The following is a 25168-nucleotide window of genomic DNA, read 5'->3' as shown; positions in this document are numbered from 1 at the left end:
AATCAGCCGGTGCGGTGGATCGAGTGGGCGGTGATGGCACCGCCGCTGACGGTGTAGGTGCCAGCGTAGGTCTGCCGCGTACGGTCGGTCTGCGTCGCGGTGAGCTCGACGGTGACCACGTTGCCCTGGACGCCTACGATCGTCAGCTCGTCGTGGTCGGTTTTGGCGAAGCCAGCGACGAACTGGCCGTACGTTTCGTGCAGGTTGTCGCCGCCGAGCGTCCACGCTTGCTGATAGTGACGGGCGTTGATCGCGTCGATGTAGCTTCGCACCACGTCGGCCGGTCCGGACGGCGGCGCGGTGCTCGGCGGCGCACTCGTGGCGGAAGTGGTTGCCGGGGCGGGTTTCGCGTCCGGGTTCAACGCGGCGACCTTGCTGATCATGTGCGACAATCCCTGCGGGATCAGGTAATCGAGTCCGGTGAGCTTGCCGACGGCTCTGTCGCGCCCGACTCCTTCGGCCATCGCGTACACGTAGGCACCGTCGAGCACGTAACGCGGATTGGTCACGCCGTACAGGTCGTAGCTATTGGCCGTGCGCAGCAACGGGGTCAGGGTGGCGGTGAACCCTGGATGTCCGTCGAGGGCGGCATCGCTCACCGGAGGCCCGCTTTGACTGTCCAGTTTGCCACAGCTGGACAGCACCCGGCGCAGCCCGGTGAAGAACGCCGACGCGGCGGCGGCCGACGGGAACTGGTAGATCGCCTGGTCCACGAAGATGGCCTGCTGGCGGTCGGGATCGTCGGCATGGGTGTTCGCGGCGAACGCCGACTCGCCGAAACCTTGCCCGAACGTGGTCTTCAGCAGCAGCACCGACCAGTCGGTACAGCTCATCGCGGCCAGATTGTGCTGCGGTTGAGCCGGATTCGGGGCCGGGCCGCTGCTCACTTCGCTGCCCGGCACGATCCCCATGTCGTCAGGGAAAGAGGATTGCGGCGGCAGCGCGGAGGCCAGCTGGGCACCGGTCAGTCGCGGCGCGGCCACCGCAGCCGGTCGTTCGGCCGTCGCGGGTGGCGCGGCAGAGGGCAGAAAGGCTTGCACCCCAAGGTAACCAGCCCCGCCGACGACCGCCGTCGCCACCCCGGCGACGGCGAGTTTCGTCCCCAATCCGACCCCGGCCTTCATCCCGAACGCCGTGCCTTTGGCCGCTCCCGCAACGCCTTTCGCACCGACCGCCGCTGCCTTCGCGGCAGGAACGGCCGTGTGCCCCGCCGCGTGCACGGCCGAGCCGGTGATCGCCTGGGTGTGCTGGGCGACGGCGACCTGGGCGGACTGGCCAAGCTCATGCCATACCGCCACCGCCGCCCCGATAGCGACCGCCGCGGCCGCCCGTTTTCCGGTCACCAGGCCGCGAATCCCATCCTCATGGGTGAGATACGCCAGTATCGAACGGTTTCCGGCGCGCTCGGCGGCGATCTTCCCTCGGCCGAGGATGCGCTCCCAGGCGCTCAGCCGCAGTGAACACGCGGCGAACGGAGCTGCCGCCTTGGCCAGCCGCGCGCCCGCGTCGGCGACTCCGGCGGCCACCGTGGCGTCGACGACCGCGCCGATCAATTCGGCGTGCTCGGCGACCAATCGCGGCGGCAGCTGCGGCGAACCGAGCCAGGACAACAGGCCGGAGGCAAGACGTTCCGCAGTATCCGGTCTGATGTCCGGCTCAAGCGCGTCGGCAACACCGGGAGCGAGCCGGTAACCGCAGTCGTCCTCCAGCGCCAGGCCGCGCGCGGTCAATTCGGCCAGCGCCGCGGGCAGCGCGGCCGCGTCCTCGACCAGCCAAGGCAGCACCACCGGCGAGAGCACCGGCGTACCAGGCAGGCCCAGCAACGCGATCGCTTCCTTCGCCGGTCCACTGAGGACACTCAGCATCCGGGGCAGCAATGCCCCCATGCTCGCCGCGGTTGCCAATGCCGCCTCGCCGCCCGCTCCGGCAACGACCGCGCGCAGCAGCAACAACGGGAGTCCGTCGCTGGCCTGCCACAACTCCGCCGCAGCGGCTTGTTCATCCGCCCGCAACGGCCGCCCCAACGCGGCGGCCAGCAGACTGCGCGCGGATTCCTCGGGTAGACCGTTTACGGGCAGCGCCACGCCGTCGTTCCACACGCTGCGCTCGACGGCCGTGCACACCACCGTGGCCTCGGGCGCCCCGTCCAGCAACACGGCCCGCTCGTCGGCAGGCCGGTCGAGGTCGTCGACCAGCAGCACCAACGGCACGTCGGCCATCAGACGGCGAAGTTCCGCCGGGGACGGACGGTAACCAGGTGCTTCGTAACAGGCTTCGAAGACTTCCTGCGCCAAATCCGCGACGTCCCGCCCGCGGGCAGGCAGGAACACCACGTCCGCACGGTCCTTGGCCAGCACCCTGGCGGCGTGGCGCAGCAGCGTGCTCTTGCCCGCGCCCGAGACCCCGTACAGCTGCACCAAATCGTGTTCAGCGACCGCAGCGCGCACCGCGGCCATTTCCTGCTCCCGGCCGACCGGCGGGGTCGTCTTCCGCGGCAGCAGCCGTGCGCTGGGCCGCCGCTGCGGTCGCGGCTGCTCGCCCGGGGGCACGACAGTGACCACCGATTGCTCGGCGTAGACGGTGATGTTGTGGTCGCCGACCACCAGCTGCCCGCGGAAGTCCCCGGCAACCTCGACGCGAGTGCCCGAATCGACCACTCGTCCTCCCCACTGTCGCCGCCGGTTCGACGAATGGGTCGCCATCCGGACAGCGGCGTTACAGAGCTAGACCAACCGGATGAAGATCCGCCCCTCGGCCGCTCCGGGAAATTTCGCCGCCGGAGAAGCAACGCCAGCCGGTATGTACCGTCTTAGGAGGTATGCGAGCCCATGGCGGAGCGAGTCGTCTTCGAACCGGCCTTCCCGGCGCTGGCCAGCGGCCAGGCGCGACGAAAGGGCGGGCATGATCGGCACCGAGGCTCACTACCGCGCACTGGTCCGGGTGCTCCCGGCGTGGTACCGCGCCGAACGCGGCGACGAAATGGTCGGCACCCTCCTTGACCTGCACGGCGAACGGGACCGCAAGGCACTGTGGAGCGAGCTGGGGTCGTTGCTGGCGCTGGGCGTGCGCACCCGGCTTGCGGCCAGAGCGGCCCCCGCGCGAACGATCGCACTCGGCGACCTTGTGCGGCAGATCGCGCTTCTCGGCCTGCTCTGGGACGTGCTCAGGTCAGCCAGCAACGTCGGCCTGACGCTCTGGCTGCTCTTCTCGTTTTCCGGCTCTTATCCCGGGAACTTCCGCGCGTCGTTGACCTCCGGCCTGAGCACGGACCTCGTCCTGCTCGCGGTCGCGCTGATCCCGCTCGTGCTGCTCGTCGACGGATGGCGCCGGACAGCCCGGATCGCCACCGGCGCGATCCTCGCGGCAGGCGCGATCTGGTTCCTGGCCAAGCATTCCTTCTCCCTCGAATCGGCCGTGTACTTCGCTCCGTTGTGGGTTCCGCTGCTGTTGCTGCTAGCGGCTTTCCACACGGATGCCCCACTGCCGCCGACGCGGCCATGGTGGTGGGCCGTCGGCGGAAGCCTGGTCCTCGCCTCCGCCCTCGCGTTCCGGTACAGCCTCCGGAGCGATCTGGACCGGCTCACCGGGTTGTCGCCCCTCGTCTGGCTGTGCGCGATCGCCGGGGCCGGGTATCTGCTGCTCCGGTACCGCCGCGGCACCCACCCGCCGCGAATGCTGGCGCTGGCCCTGTGCATCGCACTGGCGGTGGTCCATAACCTGGTGCTGAAAAACGAGATCATCCCGTTCGACACGACGGTGCTCGCGCAGGTCTGCTGTGCCGGGGTGGTCGCTGTGGCATTGGCCGTTGTGGGAATTTGCGATTACCGGGCTGCGGTGCGTCGCTGAACCTTCCCGGTATTTTCGTCTCGGAGCCGAATGGGGGTAGCCGGTGTTCTCCGGTCTCGACAAGGTCGACTGGGCGCGGATGACGCACGCGTACGGGGCGGCGACCGATGTCCCGGATTTGCTGCGGGGATTAGTCTCGCCGGATCCGGCGGTGCGGGAGCGAGCCCTGGACGGTATGGAGGGCGCGGTCCATCACCAGTCCGACGTGTACGACAGCACGGTCGCGGCGATGCCGTTCCTGCTGGAAGCGGCGGCGGCGCCAGGGTTGCCCGGCCGCGCCGAGATCTTGGGGCTGATGGCCAGCATCGGCGGCGTGGGCCAGGAGGGAACGCGTCCCGGCCATGCCGCGGACGCGGCACGGACGCTGGCGTCGGCGGGCCCGGTCCTGCTGGGCTTGCTCTCGGACGCTGATCGCGAGGTGCGCCGGGTGGTCGCCGCGGTCCTGCCCGGCTGCCGCGACGATCTGGCCCGCGTGGCTTCGGCGGTGCTGGCCCGGTTGCCGATCGAGTCCGACGCCGAGGTGCAGGTTGCGCTGGTCGAAGCGGCGGGCGCGGTGGCCAAGCACGCCCGTGCGGGCAAAGCGCCGGGCGTGGCGGCCGAGGAAATCAGAGCCGCGTTGGAGGTGCTGGCCGTCGAAGCGCAGTCCGTCCGGGTTCGGGTCGCTGCGCTGGCCGAAAGCGTCCGCAGCGGACCCGTGCAGGTTCCGGACGGTGTCGTCGCCGCTCTCACGGTGGCGATGGAGAACGCTTACGCCGAGGAGCCGCCACCGTCGCGGCCGGATCCGATCAGCACCGGAACCTTGCGCGGCATGCTCCACCAGCGTCGGCTGCTCTCCGGGCACAGCGTGCCGGCGCCGCATCTTGAGCGCCTCATCGGGGACGTCAGCTGGGCATTCGGTGATCGGGTCGCGGAGCGCCGGACATTCCTGGCGGCGCAGTTGCGCGCCCGCGGCTGGACGCAGCGCTACCACGCTCTCGAGGCCGCGCAGACACTCATGTTCGGCTGGCGAGGCGACCACAGCGAACTGGTTTCCTTGATCGGCGACCACTTGAGCGACACCCGGCTGCGGAAGCAGGCCGCCAGCAAGTTGGCGATCATCGGGGAATTCGCCGCTCCGGCGGCGGACGCGCTCGCGGTCAGTATCGAATCGGCGCCTCGCACGGGCGAATCCTCTTTGGCGTGGATAACACCGAATCCCTACACCGGCGGCGAAATCAGCCCGGCGATCCACGCGCTGTGCCGCATCGGCGACAGCCGGGCAGTACCGGTGCTGCGATGGCTTCTCGAACAGGAACCGTTACCGGACTCCCTCCGTTCGCACGTCGCCGGCCTGGGTCCGATGGCGGCGGAGCTGGTGCCTCTGATCCGGCACCGCCTGCGAGATCTCGTTACGGGCAACGGAAAAAACCACGAGCGAGTGCGAGACTCGTTGTGCTACGCCTTGGCCGAGATCGTGCCTGCCTCGGCCGAAGCGACCCCGGAGGTCCTGGCCGCGCTGGAGTCCAAACCGGAGCTGGCCGCCTCGATCCTGGTCAAGATCGGCGCCGGTGCCGAGGCTGTGCCCTTGCTGCGGCCACTGCTCGAAAGCCCCGACATCAGCACTGCGGTCGCCGCCGCGACGACACTTTGGCGGTTGGACGGGGATACCGCCGCCGCACTGTCGGTGTTTCTTCGAGCGCTGAGCGGGGACAGCGTGTTCACGGCCAGCGCGGCCGCGGCAGGTGTGCGAGACCTGGGCCCGGCCGCCGTTGCCGCGATTCCAGCACTGCGTGCCCTGCTCGATCGTGACGACGAATACGGGTGGCTGCACCAAGACGCCGCCACCGCGTTGTGGCGGATCACCGGCGACCCCGAGCCCGCAGTCGCCGTCCTGCGGTCGGTGTGGTCGCGCAGCCGGCACCGGTGGCCTGACATCGCACGTGACCTCGCCGAACTCGGGTCGGCGGCGGCCCCTGCCGCGCCATTGCTGCGGGAGGCGCTCGCGTCGCCAAGACGCTATCTCATCGAACACGTCGGCGAGTCCGATGACGGCCTAGGCAACGACCTCGATATCGCCGGGGACGAAGCCTTCCAGCGCGATTGCCGCACCGTGCTCGCGGTGATCGACGCCTGAGCCTCGCTGAACGGCAAACCCTGCCTTGCCAGATTGTCGGACAATCTGGCAACCTGGGCCGCACCCCGGCCCCAGGAGCGCTGATGACCTCGAACCCGATCGACGGCCTGGGCGCGGGCATCCGGCGGCAGAGCACCGCCGGGCAGGCCGCGGAAGCCATGCGGCAGGCGATCCTGTCCGGCAGGCTGCCACCGGGCACCCCCTTGCGCGAGGCCGCGCTCGCCGCTGAACTCGGGGTCTCCCGCAGCACGCTGCGCGAGGCCGCGCGGACCCTGGAAAGCGAGGGGCTGGTCCGGTATCAGATGAACCGCGGCATCGTCGTCGCCGACGTCACCGGGCCGGACGTCGCGGATATCTACGCCGCCCGCACCTCCGTGGAGCTGACCGCGGCGGACGCCCTCACCAAGCACCGGGATCCGGCGATCTACCGGAAACTGGCCGAGCTGGTCGACCAGATCGAGCAAGCCTTCGAGCTCGGTGACACCACCGCCGCGCTCGACGGGGACCGGCTCTTCCACGCCACTTTGGTCACGGCCACCGGAAGCCCCCGGCTGTGCCGCTTCCACGCACAACTCCAGCAAGAACAACGCCTCGCCCTCGCACTGGCCGAACGCTCGCGCCGCGAACTCGGCCGCACCGCGGACGATCACCGCCGCCTGCTCGACGCCCTGCACGGCAGCCCGCGCCAAGCCAGGGCCGAACTCACTGCGCACCTGAAAGCCGGTGCCGCCGAATTGGGGCGACTGCTCGATTTGCTCGCCGATCGCGACGAAAGAGAGAAACCTCGTGGCTGACCGCACCTGGGACCTGATCGTCACGCCCTGGCACCTAGACCAGCCCATCCCCCGCTTCCCCGTCCCCGCCACCGCGACGCGGGTCATCCCGCCGGACCTGCCCGCCGGACCCGTCCCCGCCCGGATGAACCTGCTCCACCGCGCGACCGCCGACGCAGTCACGCAAACCGTCCGGCCCTTGGTGCTCTCCGGCGACTGCCCCACCAGTCGAGGGGCCCTAGCCGCGCTGCAGCAACGCCATCGCGACCTGGCCGTGCTGTGGCTCGACGCGCACGGCGACTTCAACACCCCCGCCATCTCCACCAGCGGCTACCTCGGCGGCATGGCACTGGCGATGGTGACCGGTCGCACCCCGGACCTGTTCGACGACGCACTCGGCCTGCGCCCCGTCCCCGACACCAGCGTCGTGCTCGCCGACGCCCGCGACCTCGACCCCGCCGAACGCGACGCGCTCACCGCCAGCCAGGTCCGCCGCGTACCCGCCGATCCCGCCGCGATCTCCGCCGCCCTCGCCGACCTCGGCCCGGTTCCCGTGTACCTGCACCTCGACATCGACGTCATCGACGGCACCGAACTTCCCGGCGCGCGCTTCCCTTCGGGACCCGGTCCGTCGCTCGCGCGCATTGAGGAATGCCTCGCTGCTGTCCGCGACATTGTGGACTTGGCCGGTGCTTACTTCGCTTGCGCTTGGCTGCCGGAGCATGCCGACGACCACGCCAGCCGTCAGCTCGTCGGCCGTCTCGCGGCGGCGCTTGGCGCTGAGCTCACCTGGGATGAACCCGCCGATGGCTGACCGCTCAGTCCGGTCGAGCGGGCGTCAGGACCAGTAGGCAGGTGCCCGGCATTCCCCATGCCGGGCAGCGCAGCGGGATCGCCTTCTTGGCCCCGCTGACGGCGCCCTAGCTCTCACACGAGCGCTCCAGCTGGTGTCCCCATGGTGCTGCGATCGCAGTTCCCTCACCTCCTGAGGGGACTGCAGTCCAGTTCAGCAGGACTGCTCCGACAGGCATCCCGCCGCCGAATCCGCACAGCAGGGCCGGACGACGATGCGGGGATCTGGCTGTTGTCAGCTCGCTTGGCGAACGCATCGACCTGGCCTTTGCCGGATTCCCACGGAGACTGGGCGTCCATCGTCACCGGCCGTCGGACTCCTTGAGCTGATCCAGCCACTTGCCGAAGGTCAGTGCGCGGGGGATGTTCTCGTAGTCCGTCGTCGCCACCGAAGACCAGTTTTTCTCCGCTGCGCCGCAGACATCGGCGACCATCTCTGCAACGTGCCTCACCTGGCCAGGACTGTCGAGCACCTGCCGGGCAGGCAGTGCGCGCAGCAGCTCAGAAGTCGTATACCGGGACTGGAGAAGCCCGGCGACCGTAACGTCTCGCTGCGCCGCGCGACCGCGGAGATTTCGCAGATGCCCGGCCAGCACTGCGGCAGGGTCGCTCTCCTTTTCTAGTTCGGCATCGCTCGGTATCCGGATCAGGGGCGGCTTCTTTGCGGACCGCTGGTTGAGCTGTGCCAACCGAGACCTAGTCGCGGAGTTCAACTCCCCGTCGCTGCGGCGAACGACGGCATGGAGCGACGGCTCGTCGAGCAGCGGAACAAGTTCGATAAGCGGTTCGCGAGGGGTGCCGGGATTCGCGACGAGCAGCTCGACCGCATTCGCTCGCGCATCGGCGCCTTCCGGCGAAAGTGCTCGGTTGCGGTCACCGTTCGCGCAACTCTCGCGCACCGCGTCGACGACAGAGCCGAGAAGTTCGCTGTCTTCAGTGAGTTCGGCCAGCGCGGCGATGTCGTTCCAGTCCGGACCGAAGAACTCCCGCACCGGAACCCACTCGTTCGCCAGGACCTCCCGGACGAGTTCGGCAAGCGGTGCGGCAGCGATCTGCTTGAGCCTGGGCCAGCGACGGACATGGTCCCCAGCCACCTGCAGCCGGATGCCCTCGACGTATTTGGAATCGCCCGGCAGACGACGGGTCAGGAGTGGCAAACAGTCCATGAGCAGTTCGTCGGAGAGGGTGGCAGCCCGGCCCAGCAGAATCGAGCGGACTGTGTCTCCGTGCGGCCCGGCGATCAGCACCAGCCACACGGCCGGCCGGTCCTCGATCAGCGACCATGCCGCCTGCTCGCGTTGTTCGTGGTCAGCCCTGAGCTGTTCGAGCAAGCGGTTGCGCTGCCACCGGTTCAAGCCTTCGAATGCCGGAGGTTCACCTCTTCTGGTCAGCGCCGAGTTCACGAGTGCGACGAGGAGTGGTTCCGGCAGCTCCTCGCCGACCACGTGCTTCCAGTGATCGGCGACCTGGCTGGCTTCCGCCGCCTCCGCGCCGCCTGCCAGCTCGACTGCTTTCGCGTGCCAGCCGCGCCTGCCGCACAACCCGATCAGGGCCGGGAGCATTCGGTGTGCGCGAGCCGCTGTCTCGATCAGCTCTGGCTCGGCGGGCAGCAATTCCAGCAGATCGACGACCAGATAGTCCGGCGCGGCTTCGACAAGCCGGATCCGGTGCTCCTCGGTGAGGTCCTCCCGGAGCGCGATTTGGCGCAGCAACTGGGGCCGGACGGTCGCGAGCGCGGTGATGAGACCGCTCAGCTGTGCGCCGGACAGCGACGAAAGCCCGGCCAGCGTTCCCCATACGGCGTCATGCACGAGCCCACCTCGGCCCAGACCGCATCGCCGCTCGCAGATCACCCTTCACGCTTTCCTCCCTAAGCCTGAGATGCACAGCATGCCTCACTCCCCCGACGATTCGGGGGCGGTGCCGAGCGAACACTCCGATTCATGCTTTCCCGCGCCGCCAGTAACACGGCGGACTCCATTTCCGACTGGGGAGAGCGTGAAAGCCCCGTTGTTCGACCCGGACGACGACGCGGAGCGGGAAGCTTTCCTGCACCGCGTTTCAGCGCTGGTCGCGCCGATCGCGGCGAACGCCGGCGCGATAATCGACGACCCAGGGCTTCTCGACGTAGCACGAGCAGTGTACGAGGCATTCGGCGACCAGGACGCGATCGGCGGGCTGACGCGCTCCCAGCTGGCGGACGCTTGCGCTGACGTGTGCCCCGAAAGCGCTTTCCAGAGCCGGTTCGAGCTGTTCTGCAAGCTCGGAATGCTGCGTCCTCATTTCGAGAAAGCGCACCAGCAGCGTTACGTGTTCAACCCGACCAGCGCGGCGGGCCTGCTGGTGTTCGAGCGGCTGAGCGAACGCGGCGGGGTCGACGAACTGGTCACCCTCCTGGACAGGACTCGATCCGCGCTCGCGTCCGGGCGGGCCGGTGCGGAGGAGATCCGCACCTGCCTGCTCCAGGCTCGCAGAATGATGACGATCTCGGCGGACGAGCTGCTCCGGATGGTCGCTGCCAGCCCCCTTTCCGAACTCGTGGCCGAACGCAAGCACCATCGGCACGCTTCGTTGATGGACGACGTCTTCGAGCTGAACGAACAGGTAAGAGATGCCTTCCCGGAACTGGACCCGGAGGCTTACCGCCTCGTCGTGGAGACCCAGCGCTATGTCGGCGCCCGCGAGCAGTTCGTCGGCCGGTTGCTCGACGAAGGCGCCGCGGCGCGTGACTTCTCCCTGCTGGATCCGGAGGAATACCTGGAAGCGGCCCGGGGCGCTTCCCCCGACGAACTGGCTGAGGTGTTCGCGTGCACGGTGTTCGACCCGCCGCAGCCCTGGCTGGACCCGGGCGTGATCGCGGAGGGCGTAGCCGGCTTCCAGCCTCGCGCCACGGTTCGCCGTCGTCCTGCCCGCCCAGCCGACCCGCCGCCCGGCCCGGACCCGATGGCGCGGGTCGAAGAACGGGCGGCTGCTGCCCGGGCGCGCCGGGCAAGAGCCGCCGAGCTGCATCTTCAGGGCGGCACCGAGGCCGATTTGACCAGCGGGCTTCGAGCAGCGGGCTGGCCGGGTCTCGCGGCCGTTCTGGTCGAACTGCTCGCCGTCCACGCCGATCCGGCTCTCCCGTACCGGGTCCGGATGAGCGACGAGCTCCTCGTCGAGCCCGACGGCCCGGTGACACACCTGACGCCGGTCATCGCCTACCGCGTCACCGGATCTCCGCTGCCGATTCCCGAACCGACCGAGGAGGCAGGCCGTGGCTGAGCCGGAGGCGCTGGCTCTGGCCAGAATGCGCGCGGCGGGGCAAGTGCCGGTTCCACGCTCCGCTCAGGTGCCTGCCGCCTGGCACCGGCAGGCCGCCGACGCCGGACGGCGGCTGGTCGAGGTCGCGGTGCCCGGCCAGCTCCCGGTGGTGCTGCTCGGATGGCTGGACGGCGCCGAACCGATCGCGGGCGGCGACACCGGTGTCGAGCGGACCAGAACATCCCAAGTCGTCCTGCTGACCTTCGCCGCGGTGCTCGGAACGTGCTGGACCGACCGGTCGGAGCATCCGTTTCCCGGCGTCGCGACCGACGAAGACACTGTTCTCTCCGCCGTCTCCGCACTAGGACCCATCACCGTGGCGGCGGCCGAGGGCAGCGCATCCGGCCGCCACCACAGCAAGGGCGCGCTCCGCAGGCTCGACAATGCGCGGCTGGTCGCCGTCAACGGGCCGGAGGTCCGTCTAGGCCCGGCTGTGGCGCTCTGGCCGGAGGAGCAAGTGATGGCATTGCGATCGGTTTACGACCGCCTTCCCCGGGAGAAGGAGCTCGAATGACGGCAATGGCATTGAGCGACCTGCCCGCAAGCAGACAGGTCGCTGTCCTTGCTGCGCTCGCGGCAGTGGAGACCGCGGATCAGCCGGTGGCGTCCGAGGGGTTCCGCGGACTGCTCGACCCGTCGCTGCGCGCGACTCTGGAACGGTGTCTGCGTGCCCAGGGACGGGTCCTGTTGAAAGTCGGGGACGGGTTTCTGTCCGGGTATGAGGACGACATCGGCCAGCGCCTCGCCGCCGAAGGCACTGGAGTCCTGCCTCCCGACGACCGCGCCGTACTAGCGCTGATCCTGTTGCATTGCGTCGCCATCCCGCGCGCAGCCGGGCGGCTGCGAAGCGACTCCTGGCTCGACGCCGAACCAGTCAGGAAGCAGGACCTGGTGCTCTCTCAAGTCCCCGAGTCGAAGGTGCGCGGCGCGGTCCAGCGGTTGCGCAACGCCGGCATCCTTCGCTACGGCGCCCGCCGAAGCATTCTGCCGGGACCACAGTTCGCTCGGCTCACCCCACAGGTCTCGGCGCAGCTATGGGAAAACCTCATTCTCCTCGCGCAGCCCGATGGAGTGATGGGCGACGTCATCCGCCGACGACGCCTTGCCCGCGAGGAACACCCGAAGAAGGGGAAGCCATGACCGAGTCCCGACAGCCCTCGGCCGCGACGGGCATCGTCGGCAACCGGCACCTGGTCGCCGTGCAGACCTTCGACATCGCCCGATTGACCACCCACGCGGTGCCGCTGGTGCCCGGTGCCTTCGTCGCGGTGTCCGGTCAAGGCCCCAAAGGCGACTCCAACGGTTCGGGCAAGACGTCGTTCCTCGCGGCGGTGTCGCTCCTCCTCGGCGAAGCCCAATGGAGGCTGGAGGCCAACGGCTCGCAGTACGCGGCCAACTTGCTTTTCAAACCCGAGTCCGCGGGCCTGGACCCGACCCACCGGTACGCCCAGGCCGACCGCGGTTACGTCGTGGGCGTCTTCGCCGATCCGTCCGCTCCCGGGGAAACAGCCTTGACCGTGTGGGTCCGGATCTCCGCGACGACGCCATATCTGAAGATCCGCTGGGCGCACGGGTTGCACGTCGCGATCGCGGACAGCGACCTCGAGCGAGACGCGCTGGCCGACGGTCTCTGGGAAACCCTGCCCCGGGCGCATGAACTGGGCCCCAAGCGGTTCGCCACGGACCTCTACGGCGACGCCCCGCGCTGCATGGCTTACCTCGACACTCCCATGCGGCCCTCTGCTCCGTCGCTGCTGTCCCAGCAAATGACGGAAATGACTCCCGCCAGGATCGGTGAAGCCCTCATCGAACTCACCGGCCGGCAACGCCTGCTGGAGACGGAGGCCGACCAGCGTCGCAAGCTGGCCGAGCAGAAGGCCCTGCTCGCTGAACGCGAGGAGGCGGATGCACGCGCCCGGGTGGACGAACAGGCCGACCTTGAGGCCGTTCAAGACCGAGAACAGTCGAGGCGATGCCTGGCTGAGGGCGAACACATGTGGCGGCTGCACTTCGCCAGGGGCTTCCTCGAAGTGAGCAGCAAAGAGGTCGAACTGGCTGAGATGGTCGAGGAACTCGAGGAGCAGATCGACGAGCTGACCGGGCAGCGGGAAGCCGGGCAAGAAGCTTTGGACGCGCTCCGCGGTCAGCAGAACCTCGATCAGCGGTTGAAGGAGGCAGCGTCTCTGCGCGAGCAGGCACAGGGACGGTTCGATGCTTGCCGCGACAAGCGCGGGGACGAAGCACGACGGCTTCGCGAGCTGGCGGACCGGCGTGCCGACCTCCTGCCGCGCCTGGACGCATGGACGGGAACGACCGTCGACGCCGCGAAAGATCTCGTTGCCGAGGCGGAGGAAGTGCTTGCCCAGGCACGAGTCGACCGTCGTGAGGCGGACCAGCGGCTCGGCAAAGCCGAGGACGAGCTACGGGCTGCTCAGTCCGGCGATGGCGGTCCTGCCGGCGCCGCGCTCGCCCGGTTGCGCTCGCGGGACGTCCCGGCGGCATTGCTGCTGGACGAGATCACACTGGCACCGGACGCGCGTCCCTCGTGGGAACCGCGCCTGTGGCCGCACCGACACGCCGTAGTCGTCGGTCCCGATGACGAAACAGCCGCACTGAGGCTGATCGAGGCATTCCCCGGGGTCAGTGTCGTCGTCGCCGACGCTGCGCTCACGGAGCTCCCGGCCCAGCTTCCCGACGGGGTCACCGCGGATGTCCCGGTGGCTGGTTTCCTGAACGCTTTGGCCACTCGGACAGAATTCGTTCCCGCGCCCGATCGAGCTGTCGACTCCGCCCTCGGCGAAGCCGTCATCGGAGGGTTTGCCGAGGAAATCGCCGGACGTGCAGCCAGGATCGCTGCTGCGGAACGCGAGACGCAGCGCGCATCGATCCAGCTGGATGGCGCTCGAAACACCGAAAGGACAGCAGGCCTGGCTCTCGAAGCTGCGTGCGAAAAGCTCGCCGCCGCTGAGGCCTCCGTCGAGCTGGCCGGTATCGCCGAAGAAGAACGCAGACTGCAAACCGCCGTCGCCGCCCTCGACGAATCTCTGAAGACCCTCCGGACAGACCTTCAAGCCGCAGAGGAAGCCTGGCTTGCGGCCGCTACTGCCGTAGAAAGCCACCGCTTGCAGGTCGAAGCCGCAGCAGCAGCCGTGCGTCAACTCGACGGCACACTGAAACAAGTCCGGGACAAGATCGGACAACGCCAGACTGAGCGGGAGAACCTCAACGTCTCCTACTGGCTCGCAGGATGGGCGGACACACCGGAGGCCGCCACGGAACTGCTGGACGCCCAGCCTGACCGGGTCCGTGCACTGCGGCCTCGGTCATTGCGGCACCGTGCGGCGGAGAAGCTCAAAGAAGCTCTCGACGCATACCTTGCCGCGTCGCCGCGAATCCCGGCCGAGCTCGCAGAGGCCAAGGAACGGCGGCAGCGCTTCGCCGACGGCGAGCCGGGGGTCGCCGCACGCGACTCCGACTTCACGAGCATCGCCCAGCCCCTGCGCGACTTGCTCGACTCCCGCAGGGACTCAGACCGCATCCTCGAAGACCGCATCGTCCGGTCACAGCGCGAACGCGCTGCGCAGATCGAGGAAATGACGGCGGAAACCACGCTGCTGGACGAAGAGATGGGCCGGCTCCAGGACGCGATCGGCAGCCGGATCGAAGCGTCCTTGGACAGAATCAGCAAGGCCCTCGACCGGCTCAACCGGGCTCGCGGAGGCTTCGGCGCCGAACTGCGCATCACCCAGACCAGACCGCCGGCAGCCACCTCTCCGTGGGCGTGGGAAGTTTCGCCCCGCTGGCGGCGGTCGCCGTCGGGGGGAATGGTCTCCTACCGCGAAGTCGCCAACGGGGCGCAGGTCAAGGTTTTCGCCATCCAGCTCGTGCTTGCAGCGCTCCTCGCCGCGGACGGGGCCAGCGGCCGGGTCCTGGTGCTGGACGAGCTCGGCAACAGTCTCGGCGACGTCAACCGCAAGGACGTTCTGCGGGACCTCAACGAAGTGGCCGCGCAGCAGCAGGTGACGATTCTCGGCACGTGCCAGGACTCCGTGATCGGCGACGCGGCCGGCGTATGCGGGGAAATCCTCTGGTTCTGTCACCAGTCGCACACCGAGGCCTACAACCAGCCGACCCGGGTCTGGGGCTATGACGCGAACGGCGAACGCGTGGAACTGGTGCGCGACTGGCTCACCGCGGGCCGGTCCCTTGTCTGAGCAGCGCATCCCGATCGGCGGGTTGCCGGACGGGGTGGTCGCCACCGCCGTCGCCCGCGAGGACGGCAGCGTCCCCCGCGATCGGCGTGGCCGTCCGAAGACCACCCATGTCCGGCTGACCGCGAGCGACGGTGGTGTCGTGCCAGGAACGCGCATAGACGGCATCGGCGCCAACGACCAGAAGTGGGTGCTCGACCGCTCCCGGAGGTACTGGAGATCTCTCGAGCGGCGTTTTGGCTCGGCGGCGTGGGAGGTGGCGTTGAGGCTGACCGCGGCCGGAGTCGTCGATCTCGTCTGCACGATCGGCGAAGACCTCCGCCTCGGCCAACTGCGGCGCTGGGATCTCACCGCCGGCTGGGAAGCACAGCGGCGGAGTCGTGAGGAATTCCAGCGAAACGAGGCCGGAAGCTGGCGGAGCCGTGCCGAGACCGCGGCCGAACTCGTCGAGGCGATCGATCCAGGCTTGGCTGAGGCGCTAAGAACCGCTCCGGCGACGAACGCACGTTTGAGTGTCCTCGCCCATGCCGCCGAAGACCTCGTCGGCGGAGTCGTCCACGACGGGCCTCGAGCCTTCAGCCAGGCCTATTTCGACGGAACCAAGGACCGCGAGAACGCTGCGAAGATCCTTGCTGACTGTGGTGCAACGGAAACGACGCTCACTGCCCTCGGGCTGCTCCGCAGTCCGTACGTGGGCCTGGGCGGCCCCATGACCGTCCGTGACCTGAACCGCCACGAGCTCCTCCTCGCAGGGCTGGCCGGACCGGTCCAGTTCCGCGCAAGCGGTCTGCCAGTACTCGCCCCCGCCATCCGCCCTGGTACCGCGACAATGGCGGTGGTCGAGAACCTGCAGGCAGCCGAAGCGGTGTGCGACCGCTTCCCGGAGATCGCAGTGACGTGGTGCGCGGGACAGCCCGCCGACGCAGTCGTCGGCTTGGTGGCCCGTCTGGCCTCGAGCGTCGAACGAGTGATCATCGCGACCGATGCCGACCTCGGTGGCGTCCGTATCGCGAGCCGGATCGACGCGGCTTTGGCCGGCCATCCGAACGTGCTCGTCGCAGACGCCGGCGTGCATCCCCACCCGGCCCGGTCGCCGTTCGGCGAGACGAGCGTATCCGGACTCGCCGCGATGGCCGAAGGGACCGGTCAGATCGCGCGATTCGCCCGAGCTTGTCTCAGCCGCGGCTACCCGGTCGAACAGGAAGCGACCATCCGGATGGCGCTCACCGAGGCCCTCGGGCCGTGAACGCCGCGGGCACGACACGCCTACAGACTTGTCGCGTCGCCGGGCTGCCCGGGCTCGACGGCGCGGACAGGACGACGTTCTCTCCCCCCTCGCGGACTGGCGAAGGAGTACCGCTCAGGTTTCGCCACCGTTCCGCCCTGGCGCTGTTGTCGACCGGATCGCTGCGCCGAGTCCGGTAATTGTGGTCATCGGCAGCTGGCCGACGAGTGGCACTCGCGCCCGGCACCCTGGTCGGCGTCGTGATTCCCGCCGCTCGTGTTGGCACTGGCCCCACTGGTTTGACAGCCGGATTCATCGCCACTGAAAACGCCAAAGGAAAACTACGACTCGGCAGGCATCAAGATACGGACCACGGATCGTTCCAGCAACAGATTTCCACCAGTCGAACCACTATTGCAAGCACCAACCACTCGTTCCGGCGAACCGCTGTCATGTTTTTGTCCCTACTCTGGCAATAAATAGGCTTCACAGCCGGGCGCACTGTCGTTTAACCTAGACTGGCGCGGGAAAGAGGCTGGTCAGAGCCTGACAACGCTGTCCCGTACCGCAGCGGATGCGAGCGACCAGTTCTGCAACGGAATGCCGATCAGCGCCACGTCACGGTGGAATATTCACGCACACCGCTCGGCAACGGCGGCGGCCGACACCTCCCCAGGACGCGGGTTCGCAGGCACGTCTTGCATTCCTCGCGAAACAAGCGACAACGGCATTCGAGTGAACCCGACAACGAGCCGTTGCCAGTTTTGCTGTCGGCCTGCATTCTGATCCGTTGCCTGGCCGAGGGAGGACAAAAGGTGCCGGTGGACGACCGCGCGGCCGATGTGCTGCGCAAGACGACCAGTTTGATCGACTATCTCGCGGACCTCACGGACGCGGCCAACCGCGACCCGGTCCGCGACATCACAGCCGACACCGCCCGTGCGCCGGATCCCCTGCTGTGGCTGGACGAGTTTCCGGAAGGCGTCGTCTTCCGCGCCGACGCAGACCAGGTTCTCCTGGATCTCGCGCCGGTCCGGATGGAGGCACCTCCCGCCGTGCCGGAGGAGTTGACGGACTGGGTCGACCCTTCCAGCGTTCGATCGGCCGAAGGCCCGGAACCGACCATCCAGCCCCCGTCCGCACAACTGGAAGAGAAGGCGGCCGTGGACCTCGCCCGGCTGCGGCCCGGGTTCGAGCGATGGCTGCGGCAATGGAGGGCGTGGGCCGGGCAGGAGCCGCGGCGGCGTCGGCTGCGGGAGTTCTACGACCGGCTCGAAAAGGCGGCGAAGCAGGTCGAACAGCAAGACGACGAGTTCGAGTTCGTGCTGGCCGCCGGGCTGGTCACCTGGCTCGGCCCGGACGGCAGGCAGATCCGCCGGCATCTGCTGACCGAACAGGTGGCCCCCGCCTTGGACCGGAACGGGACGATCACCGTCACCCGGCTCGGCGGACTGCGCCGCCTGGAGGATCGCGAGTTGTTCGAGGGGCTGGCCGAATACAGGCCGGACCGGGCGCAAGCCCCCAAAGCCGCGCTGGCGGAGAGCGACAACCCCTCGGTTGGCGACGAAACGACGGCGGCGCTGCGCGAGTGGCTGGCCCTGGCGATCGACGCGACTTGGGAAGAGCGCACGGTTCGTCCGCCGCTGTCCGCGCTTCCCACGGCCGATCTGGTCTTCAGCCCGGCTCCTGCGCTGCTGCTGCGCCGGCGTACCAAAGCACAGCTGCCGGAGGCCTACCGACGAATCGCCGCGTCGCTGCGGGACGACGATGCCGACGTCCCGGTGGCACTGGCCCAGCTCGTGGTCGACACCGACCGAGCCGAGCGCGAAGGCTGGCTGGAGGCTCGCGGTGCCACTCGCGGCGACGTCCTCGGCGAAAATCCCCTGTTTCCCCTTCCCGCCAACGCGGAGCAGACACGGGTCATCGACTTGCTGCGGACTGAGACCGGCGTCGTCGTGCAGGGGCCGCCGGGAACCGGGAAGACACACACGATCGCCAACCTGATCTCAGCCTTGCTGGCACGAGGCCAACGAGTGCTGGTGACCAGCCAGAAGGACCAGGCCCTGCGCGTGCTCCGGGAGAAGATTCCGCCGGATCTTCGGAAGCTCTGCGTCTTGCTCACCGGCGGCAGCCGGGACGCGTCGGCCGAACTGCAACGCGGCCTCGACGCCCTGTCCTCGAACTTCGCGCTGACCGACGAGCGCGATCTGGCCTCCCGCGCCCGTGCGCACGCTGAGGAACGTGAAGTCCTGCAAGGCAAGAGCGCCGCGCTCAATGAACGCATTCGCGAGCTGAGGGCTGTCGAGCTCGTCAAGCATCCGCCGGTCGCGCCCGGTTACCGCACAGACCGCTACCGCGGGACCCTGGCGGAGATAGTCCAAGAGGTCCGCGACGATTCCAGGCTGCACGACTGGATGCCTGCTGTACCCGGCGGCGACAACGTGCGCGACGTCCCTCCGCTGGGCTCAGCCGACCTCGAAGAATTGCGTCAGCTGCTAGCCACGCGCTCCCCCGAGCGCGCCCTTCGCGCCGGGCAATTCATACCGAGCCTCGACCAACTGCCTTCGCCGGGTGAGCTCGCCGAACTGGTGCACCGGGAGCGCACCGCCGCCGAACTCAGCAGCGAAGCGGAAACCGCGATCTCACGAGAGCTTGCCACGTTCGAGTCGGAACGGCTCGACCGGCTGGAGCAGTTGTGGCAGCAGGCTTGGGCCGTCTTCCAGCACGCCGGCCTCAACGCCAGTCCGGACGCATCCGAGCGGCCATGGGTGTGGCGAGCCGTCCGAGACATGTTCAGCGGCAGAAACGCGGGGGTCTGGAGTCAGCTTTGGGCCGTTCGCGCCGAGCCGGAGCGTCTCCTGACAGCGTTGCAGAGCCAAGGAGTCGAGTTCGTCATCGACTTCCGGCAGTCCATCACCCCGTCGTCTCTCGGCATTGCGCGAAGCTGGCTCAACGTCGGCCAGCCGCTGCTCGCGTACTACCGCGGCGGCGGCAAACTGCGCAAGCGAATGCCCGCGAGGGCGCAGAAAGAGGCGGAATCGCTGCTGAACGCGGTTCTGGTGGACGGCAAACCTCCGCAGACCGAGGCCCAGCTGCTGGCGGCGCTGAACCGCATCGAAGCGGAAGTCGCCGCGATGCAACTGGCTCGGCACTGGACCGAACTCGGCGTCCCAGTTCACGCGAGTTCCGCGATCACGGTGCTTTCGGAGCTCGCTGACCACGGGAAAACACTCGAAGCCGCCCAACAGCTCGCCGAGGTCCGGCGCACGGTGGCCGAGCTGCTGTCCGAGGGTAAAGCCACGCTGGACACCTCCACCCCAGAATCGCTGTTCCAAGTGTTCCAGGCTGTCCCGGCAGCGCGGCGGCGACACGAGTTCGCCGCTGCCCAGCGCGCTATCGACGCGATGCATGCCCGGCTCAGCGCGGTCGCGTCCGACCAGTCGACCTGTCCCGAATTCGGGCGGGTTATCGCCGCTGTGGCGGACCGTGAACCGGAGGTCTACGCAGGAGGCCTCGCCGACCTCGCCAAGGCTGCCGCCGAGCAACTCGACGAGAACCGCTGCCGGAGCCTGCAACGCACCCTCGCCGGGGTTCACCCGGAATTGCTCCGGCTGATCGAGCAGGAACCGGACAGCCCGGAGTGGACGAACCGGGACGTCGCCGCGGCATGGGCGTGGTCACTGGCCGACCGCTTCGCCACGGCACACCGCAATGCTGAGGAAGAACGGCGGCTGTCGGAGGAGTTCGAGACCACCGAAGACCGGCTGAAGCAGGTGACCACCTGGCTCGGCGCAACAGAAGCGACGCGCGAATGCCTCCGGCGGCTGACCGAAGATCAGCAGCGGGCACTCAACACTTACCGGTCGCACATGAGCAAGATCGGAGCCGGCACCGGGCGGAAGACCAACGAATTCCGCCGTGCCGCGCGCGCCGCGATGGACAAGGCCCAGGACGCGGTGCCGGCCTGGGTCGTCCCGCTGCCGCATCTCCTGGAAAACATCCGGCCTGAGCGCGACCGGTTCGACGTGGTCATCGTCGACGAGGCCAGCCAGGTCGGCATCGAGCACCTGTACCTGCTCTGGATGGCGCCGAGGGTGATCGTCGTCGGCGACGAAAAACAGTGCACGCCTGGTGCTTCCGGGCTCGGCCAGCTCGATGTCGTCTTCGCCCGCAACGACGAGCACCTTGCTGACATCGCACCGGAGATCCGGCGGGTCATCACCCCGAAGTCGAATCTGTACGACGTCCTGTCCGCGCGCGCGGGCAAGGGGGCACTGGTCCGCCTCCGCGAGCATTTCCGGTGTGTCCCGGAGATCATCACCTGGTCCTCCACGCAGTTCTACGACGACGGGACAGGTGGATCGGCGCTCATTCCACTCCGGGAACGCACCTCGGACAGCCTGGCTCCGCTGAAGGTGACAAAAGTCGACGACGCGACCGTCGAAGGGCGGGAGAGCAGGAAACGCAACCCGGTCGAAGCCCGAAAGATCGTCGAAACCCTGGCCGCGTGCCTGGCCGACCCGGCCTACGCCGGGAAGACGTTCGGGATCGTCGTGTTACAGAACGCCGTGGGCCACATTCACCTGCTCGACCACTTGATCAGCGAGTCGATTCCGGTGGAAGTACGCCAGGAACGGCAGATCAGGGTAGGAACGGCACCCAACTTCCAGGGCGACGAGAGAGACGTGATCTTCCTGTCCATGGTAGTCGCGAGCACTCCGCAGGTAGCCACGGCCGAAAGCTACCGGCAGTCCTACAACGTCGCGGCAAGCCGCGCCAAGGACCAGCTTTGGCTGTTCTCCTCGGTGGCTCTGGCCGATCTCCGGCCGCACGATCTTCGGGCCTCGTTGATGAGCTATCTGCTGGATCCGCCGCCGGTCTTCGGCCGGTCCCCCGGACTGGACGAGGTCAGCGAGAAAACCCTCACCGAGCCGTTCGAGTCGTTGTTCGAGCAGAAAGTATTCCGTGAGATCAAGAAACGCGGCTATCACGTCGTGCCGCAGTACCCCGTCGGAAGGCGGACCCTGGACCTGGTCGTCGCGGGGGAAGGCGGCAGAATCGCCGTGGAATGCGACGGGCACGTCTGGCACGCCAGCGCCGACGGACAGATCAACGACGCCCGGCGAGACCGGGAATTGGCGCGAATGGGCTGGTGCACGATCCGGATCCGGGAAAGCGAGTTCTCCTACGACCCTGACCTGGAACTGGCTCCGCTGTGGAAAGCGTTGTCGGACAAGAACATCGAGCCCCGCGAACACTCCGCCGGTGAAGCCGGATCCTGGAACCCGGTGCGTCTCGCGGACAGTGAAGCCTCGGAGGAGAATTCCCTTGCCTGACGACGACTTCCCGGTCACTCTCGACGAAAACGTCCTGGAGAGCCTCGCCTGGGTGATCTGCGGCGACGAGACGACTCCGTATTACCGCAAGGGCTATCAGATCGAGAAATTCTTTCGGAACGCAGGGTGGAGCGATGTTGGCGAAGTCGATGGCTACCGTCGCGCGTGGACTCAGGACCGGCTGTTCGAACGCAAAGACGATCCCGCGGCTTTGCGCAGCCTGCTGCTGCGGCTCGCCGACTCCCGCGAGTACCTTGACGACGAAGAGGCCAGGGTAGCGACAGTGGCGGAGCTGAACCGGATCCTTGCGGTCGAGGGGTACCGGATCAGCTACGAGCGCGGCCGCCCGAAGCTGGGGCAGCAGGATCCGACGGTCAACCGCGTTCTTGCCGAGTCTCCCGCCGAGCTCACCGCCAGCCTGGCGGACATCGTCAGCGACGAGGACTTCGGCGCACAGCTCAAGAGCAGACTTGACGAGGCTTATCACTGCTGGCAGACAGGCGCTCCCACGGCCGCGATCATCATGCTCGGCAGCTTGCTGGAGGGCGTGTTGTACGACGTCGCGCTCAGCATGCACACCACCGGGCCCAAGCCGACAGACCGGCTGGAACAGCTGATCATCACCGCGCGAGAGGAAAAGTGGATTTCCCGCGAAGTGACCGAATACGCAGACGTTCTGCGGAATCACCGCAACCTGGTCCACCCGAAGAAGCAGTGGACCCAGTCGTACCGCCCCACCGCGGATGCCGCACGCATCGCGTGGAACGTGGTAGTCGGGGCGTGCAACGACTTGGCCGCGCTTCCCCGGCGGGACCAGCCGCCGATCGCGAAGCAGTCGTCTGCGCCCGATCTCCGCTGACGCCGGAACGTGTTGAGCGCATCGAGCGGAATCGCCTTATGCGTAGAGGGTGTGCGACAACTTCCACCGCATTCGAGCCGATTCCGCTTCGATAACCGGCCGGAGCGGCGCGGGGCGCCTGCGGGCTCAATGCCAATACCTCCAGGCGGTCCATCAGCGGGCCAGCAAGCTACCCGCCCGGCGCGCCTCACCGTAGAACGTTTTCCGGCGGATGTCGCAGTCACGCTTCGCCATGAGAGCTGGAACGCAACCTGGAATGCGGTCACTGCCAACCTTCAGCAGTGACCGCATTCGGTGCCGGAAACTAGATGCCCATGCTCGCGCCCAGGCTGTCCAGTGCCTTGTTGACCAAGCCCTGCGCAGCGGCGTTCAGGTTGGAGTTGGTGCCGTTCACGACCCAGTCCGGGCCGGAGAAGATCACGACGGTTACGCCGTTGTCGACGCCGCCGTCAGTGCCGCTGCTGTTGATTCCGAGCAGCGACGCCGCCTTGACCGAGGCTTCGCCCAATTCGCGGGAGTCGTTGTCCGAGGTGTCCTGGTCGTTCGCGGTCTGCGTGTCGCCGAAGATCGCGCCGATGACCTTGCTCTTGTAGAACATCAGCGCGAACTGCCTGCCCTTGATGCCGTGTTCCTTGTAGAAGAAATGCGGGCAGGGGCTCTTCTTGTCGTAGCAGTCGTCGCCGAGGACGTAGAACGGCACGTGGTGCGCGCCGAGCGATTTTCCGTTGCTGTCCTTGAAAGTCGTGGTGCCCTGGTGGTCGGGATCGGGGTCGGGGTCGCTTCCGTCGGTGTCGACGGCCAGGCCGGAACCGTAGGCGTAGACGCCCTTCGCCACCTGGTAGACGTTGACGTTCTTGGCCCGCGTCATGGTGTTGATGTGCGGTTTGGAGTTGACCTTGTTCGCGTCCGTGCTGTTCTTCTTGACGCCGGCCAGCACTTCTGCGGCCGTATAGGACTTGGCAGTGGCTTCCGCGGTGGCCGCGTGGGCCGAGTTGACCGCGAGCGGTACGGCGAGCGCCAGAGCGGCGCCGACCACAGCGAAACGCCTACGGGAGGATGACATGACCGGGCGACCTCCAGCCTTCATTAGGAAAACTTCCTAATGAAGTGAACCACCCGTGACCAGTCGTTGTCACGAGGTGACCTGGAGAAAATTCGCGGCGACCGCCTGATGCTGGGAATCTGCCCGGAACGGCTCCCGCTGAACGGAACGAGCGGGCCGCCGGGTGTCCACATCGGACCAAGGGGGCAGGACATATCGGACAGATCAGTCTGGGGTCTCGCGTCGCGGGGCGGCGACACCAGGCGACCGTGTTGAGATCTCACCGAGGTCCGGTGGAATGGCACTTGGCGTGACCCGCCTCGTGGGACGTGAGCCGAACAGCGCGTCGCTTCCGCGCCCGGGACGGATCGGGCGGCCACCGAGTCCGGCGGCCGCCCGGTCGTAGAAAGCCGGAACAGGATCAGGATGCGCAATAAGCCTTGAGCGCGGCATTGCCCAGCGTGGTCTGGCCACGCGTCGCGGCACCAGCCAGATGGTTCTCGTTGGCCGCCACCAGGACTTGCTTGGCACCGTCATCGCTGGTCAGCCACAGATTGTAATATCCCAGCACCCCGCCGCTGTGATTCCACACCGGCCCGCAGGCCGTCTGCGACAGGCCGATGCCCAGCCCGTACCCGTTGCCCGCGTTGTCGATCGGCACCGTCGTCTTCAGCTCCGTCTGCTGCTGCGGCGGCAGGAGTTTTCCGCTCAACAGTGCGCGTTCGAAGGTCGCCAGATCGTCCTCTGTGGACACGATCGCGCCCGCGGTGCCGAACGCCTGCACATTGGAAACCGTGAAGTCGTTGTAGAACGCGCCGAACGAGATGTAGTAGCCGTTGAGGTAGTTGCCGGTCAGACCGGGATCGGCGGTCGGGAACGAGGTGCCGCGCAAGCCGAGCGGCTCGAAGATCCGCCGCTGGATCTCCGCGGCCGGTTCGTTCCCGGTCACCGCCTTGATCACCATGCCGGCGATGACGTAGTTGGTGTTCGAGTAGTGGAACGCCGCGCCGGGCGTGCTCAAGGACGGATGCGACGTCGCGATGTCCAGCAACGTCTGCGGCGGCCACGCCTGTCGCGGATTGGTGTTCGCGACGTACGGGCTGAGGAACCGGAGGTCTCCGGCGTAGTCGGGCAGGCCGGAGGTTTGGTGCAGCACCTGCCGCACGGTGATCTTCGTGCCGTCGTTCCCGTTGGCGTTCACCGCGCCGGGCAGCCAGCGCGCGACGGTGTCGTCGAGGGAGAGCCTGCCCTCGCCTTCCAGTTGCAGAAGCACGGCCGCGGTGAACGCCTTGGTGTCGCTGCCGATCCGGAACTGCGCTTTCGGGTCCGCCGGGGTCTTGGTGGTGAGATTTCCGTACCCGGCGTGGATGTACTGCGCGCTGTCGCCGTTCCGGACCAGTCCGATCACGCCGGGGTATCCCGCGCTGACTCCGGCTTGGGCCCCGGCCTGGAGGATTTCGGCCGGGGTTTCCGCCGAGGCCGGGGCGGCCAGCCCGGTCAAGGCCGCCGCTACGGCCACCGCAACGGTTCCGAACGCTCTGCGTCTCATCGCACTCCTCAGTTCGACGGTCGCCGGGTTCGCCGAATCCCGAACGGGCACAGCGGTTTCCG

Annotated in this window: 15 protein-coding genes; 11 read left to right on the top strand and 4 right to left on the bottom strand. The window is 68.0% G+C overall.

What is annotated here, in order from left to right:
- Positions 1–2: 2 nt before the first annotated feature.
- Entirely contained in the window at positions 3–2657 is a 2655-nt protein-coding gene (locus ACZ63D_RS13860; RefSeq protein WP_465354645.1) for a sensor domain-containing protein, read from the bottom strand.
- A gap of 244 nt (positions 2658–2901) precedes the next feature.
- On the opposite strand from ACZ63D_RS13860, the gene ACZ63D_RS13855 reads away from it, so the two are divergent.
- The 4 genes from ACZ63D_RS13855 (at position 2902) to ACZ63D_RS13840 (ending at position 7546) form a co-directional block, all read left to right on the top strand.
- Positions 2902–3846: a hypothetical protein gene (locus ACZ63D_RS13855; protein ID WP_465354644.1), complete on the top strand. Its 945-nt coding sequence runs from the start codon at positions 2902–2904 to the stop codon at positions 3844–3846.
- Between the two features lie 43 nt (positions 3847–3889).
- Positions 3890–5959 (top strand): hypothetical protein, encoded by a 2070-nt coding sequence (locus ACZ63D_RS13850; protein WP_465354643.1) that lies wholly within the window; start codon positions 3890–3892, stop codon positions 5957–5959.
- 83 nt (positions 5960–6042) lie between these two features.
- Positions 6043–6753 carry a GntR family transcriptional regulator gene (locus ACZ63D_RS13845; protein ID WP_465354642.1) on the top strand — a complete coding sequence of 237 codons (711 nt, stop codon included), beginning with the start codon at positions 6043–6045 and terminating at the stop codon, positions 6751–6753.
- Positions 6746–7546 (top strand): arginase family protein, encoded by an 801-nt coding sequence (locus tag ACZ63D_RS13840; RefSeq protein ID WP_465354641.1) that lies wholly within the window; start codon positions 6746–6748, stop codon positions 7544–7546. Before ACZ63D_RS13845 ends, ACZ63D_RS13840 begins: the two co-directional genes overlap by 8 nt.
- A 340-nt stretch (positions 7547–7886) precedes the next feature.
- Here the strand turns inward: ACZ63D_RS13840 and ACZ63D_RS13835 are convergent, their stop codons facing one another.
- The gene (locus tag ACZ63D_RS13835) at positions 7887–9395 is read right to left on the bottom strand and encodes a hypothetical protein (protein WP_465354640.1); all 1509 of its coding nucleotides are present in this window, start codon (positions 9393–9395) and stop codon (positions 7887–7889) included.
- 187 nt (positions 9396–9582) lie between these two features.
- Here ACZ63D_RS13835 and ACZ63D_RS13830 point away from each other — a divergent pair, with 187 nt between their 5' ends.
- The 7 genes from ACZ63D_RS13830 to ACZ63D_RS13800 all read left to right on the top strand — a co-directional run bounded on the left by ACZ63D_RS13830 (position 9583) and on the right by ACZ63D_RS13800 (position 22515).
- On the top strand, positions 9583–10845 hold the full coding sequence (locus ACZ63D_RS13830; RefSeq protein WP_465354639.1) for a hypothetical protein: 1263 nt from the start codon (positions 9583–9585) through the stop codon (positions 10843–10845).
- Positions 10838–11398, top strand: a complete 561-nt coding sequence (locus ACZ63D_RS13825; protein ID WP_465354638.1) for a hypothetical protein — start codon at positions 10838–10840, stop codon at positions 11396–11398. Before ACZ63D_RS13830 ends, ACZ63D_RS13825 begins: the two co-directional genes overlap by 8 nt.
- The gene (locus ACZ63D_RS13820; RefSeq protein ID WP_465354637.1) at positions 11395–12024 is read left to right on the top strand and encodes a hypothetical protein; all 630 of its coding nucleotides are present in this window, start codon (positions 11395–11397) and stop codon (positions 12022–12024) included. The genes ACZ63D_RS13825 and ACZ63D_RS13820 overlap by 4 nt, the downstream gene beginning before the upstream one ends.
- Positions 12021–15098 (top strand): coiled-coil domain-containing protein, encoded by a 3078-nt coding sequence (locus ACZ63D_RS13815; protein WP_465354636.1) that lies wholly within the window; start codon positions 12021–12023, stop codon positions 15096–15098. The genes ACZ63D_RS13820 and ACZ63D_RS13815 overlap by 4 nt, the downstream gene beginning before the upstream one ends.
- Positions 15099–15132: 34 nt before the next feature.
- A complete protein-coding gene (locus tag ACZ63D_RS13810; RefSeq protein ID WP_465354635.1) occupies positions 15133–16341 on the top strand; it encodes a DUF2399 domain-containing protein in 1209 nt (402 codons plus the stop codon).
- Between the two features lie 794 nt (positions 16342–17135).
- Positions 17136–21656: an AAA domain-containing protein gene (locus ACZ63D_RS13805; protein ID WP_465354634.1), complete on the top strand. Its 4521-nt coding sequence runs from the start codon at positions 17136–17138 to the stop codon at positions 21654–21656.
- Positions 21649–22515, top strand: a complete 867-nt coding sequence (locus ACZ63D_RS13800) for a hypothetical protein (protein ID WP_465354633.1) — start codon at positions 21649–21651, stop codon at positions 22513–22515. The genes ACZ63D_RS13805 and ACZ63D_RS13800 overlap by 8 nt, the downstream gene beginning before the upstream one ends.
- Positions 22516–22819: 304 nt before the next feature.
- Here the strand turns inward: ACZ63D_RS13800 and ACZ63D_RS13795 are convergent, their stop codons facing one another.
- Complete coding sequence (locus ACZ63D_RS13795; RefSeq protein WP_465354632.1) at positions 22820–23578, bottom strand: glycoside hydrolase family 75 protein; 759 nt, start codon at positions 23576–23578, stop codon at positions 22820–22822.
- Positions 23579–23978: 400 nt separating this feature from the next.
- Complete coding sequence (locus ACZ63D_RS13790; protein ID WP_465354631.1) at positions 23979–25106, bottom strand: serine hydrolase domain-containing protein; 1128 nt, start codon at positions 25104–25106, stop codon at positions 23979–23981.
- Positions 25107–25168: the final 62 nt, after the last annotated feature.

This window comes from Amycolatopsis sp. NPDC104775, assembly GCF_055583325.1.
The sequence above is the reverse complement of the archived record's forward strand: the minus strand, read 5'-3'. Positions and strand labels throughout refer to the sequence as shown.

What these genes read in the sequence shown, in the direction of transcription:
- ACZ63D_RS13795 (WP_465354632.1), bottom strand. Translation starts at nt 23,578, where the DNA reads ATGTCATCCTCCCGTAGGCGTTTCGCTGTGGTCGGCGCCGCTCTGGCG.
- ACZ63D_RS13845 (WP_465354642.1), top strand. Translation starts at nt 6,043, where the DNA reads ATGACCTCGAACCCGATCGACGGCCTGGGCGCGGGCATCCGGCGGCAG.
- ACZ63D_RS13855 (WP_465354644.1), top strand. Translation starts at nt 2,902, where the DNA reads ATGATCGGCACCGAGGCTCACTACCGCGCACTGGTCCGGGTGCTCCCG.
- ACZ63D_RS13820 (WP_465354637.1), top strand. Translation starts at nt 11,395, where the DNA reads ATGACGGCAATGGCATTGAGCGACCTGCCCGCAAGCAGACAGGTCGCT.
- ACZ63D_RS13790 (WP_465354631.1), bottom strand. Translation starts at nt 25,106, where the DNA reads ATGAGACGCAGAGCGTTCGGAACCGTTGCGGTGGCCGTAGCGGCGGCC.
- ACZ63D_RS13815 (WP_465354636.1), top strand. Translation starts at nt 12,021, where the DNA reads ATGACCGAGTCCCGACAGCCCTCGGCCGCGACGGGCATCGTCGGCAAC.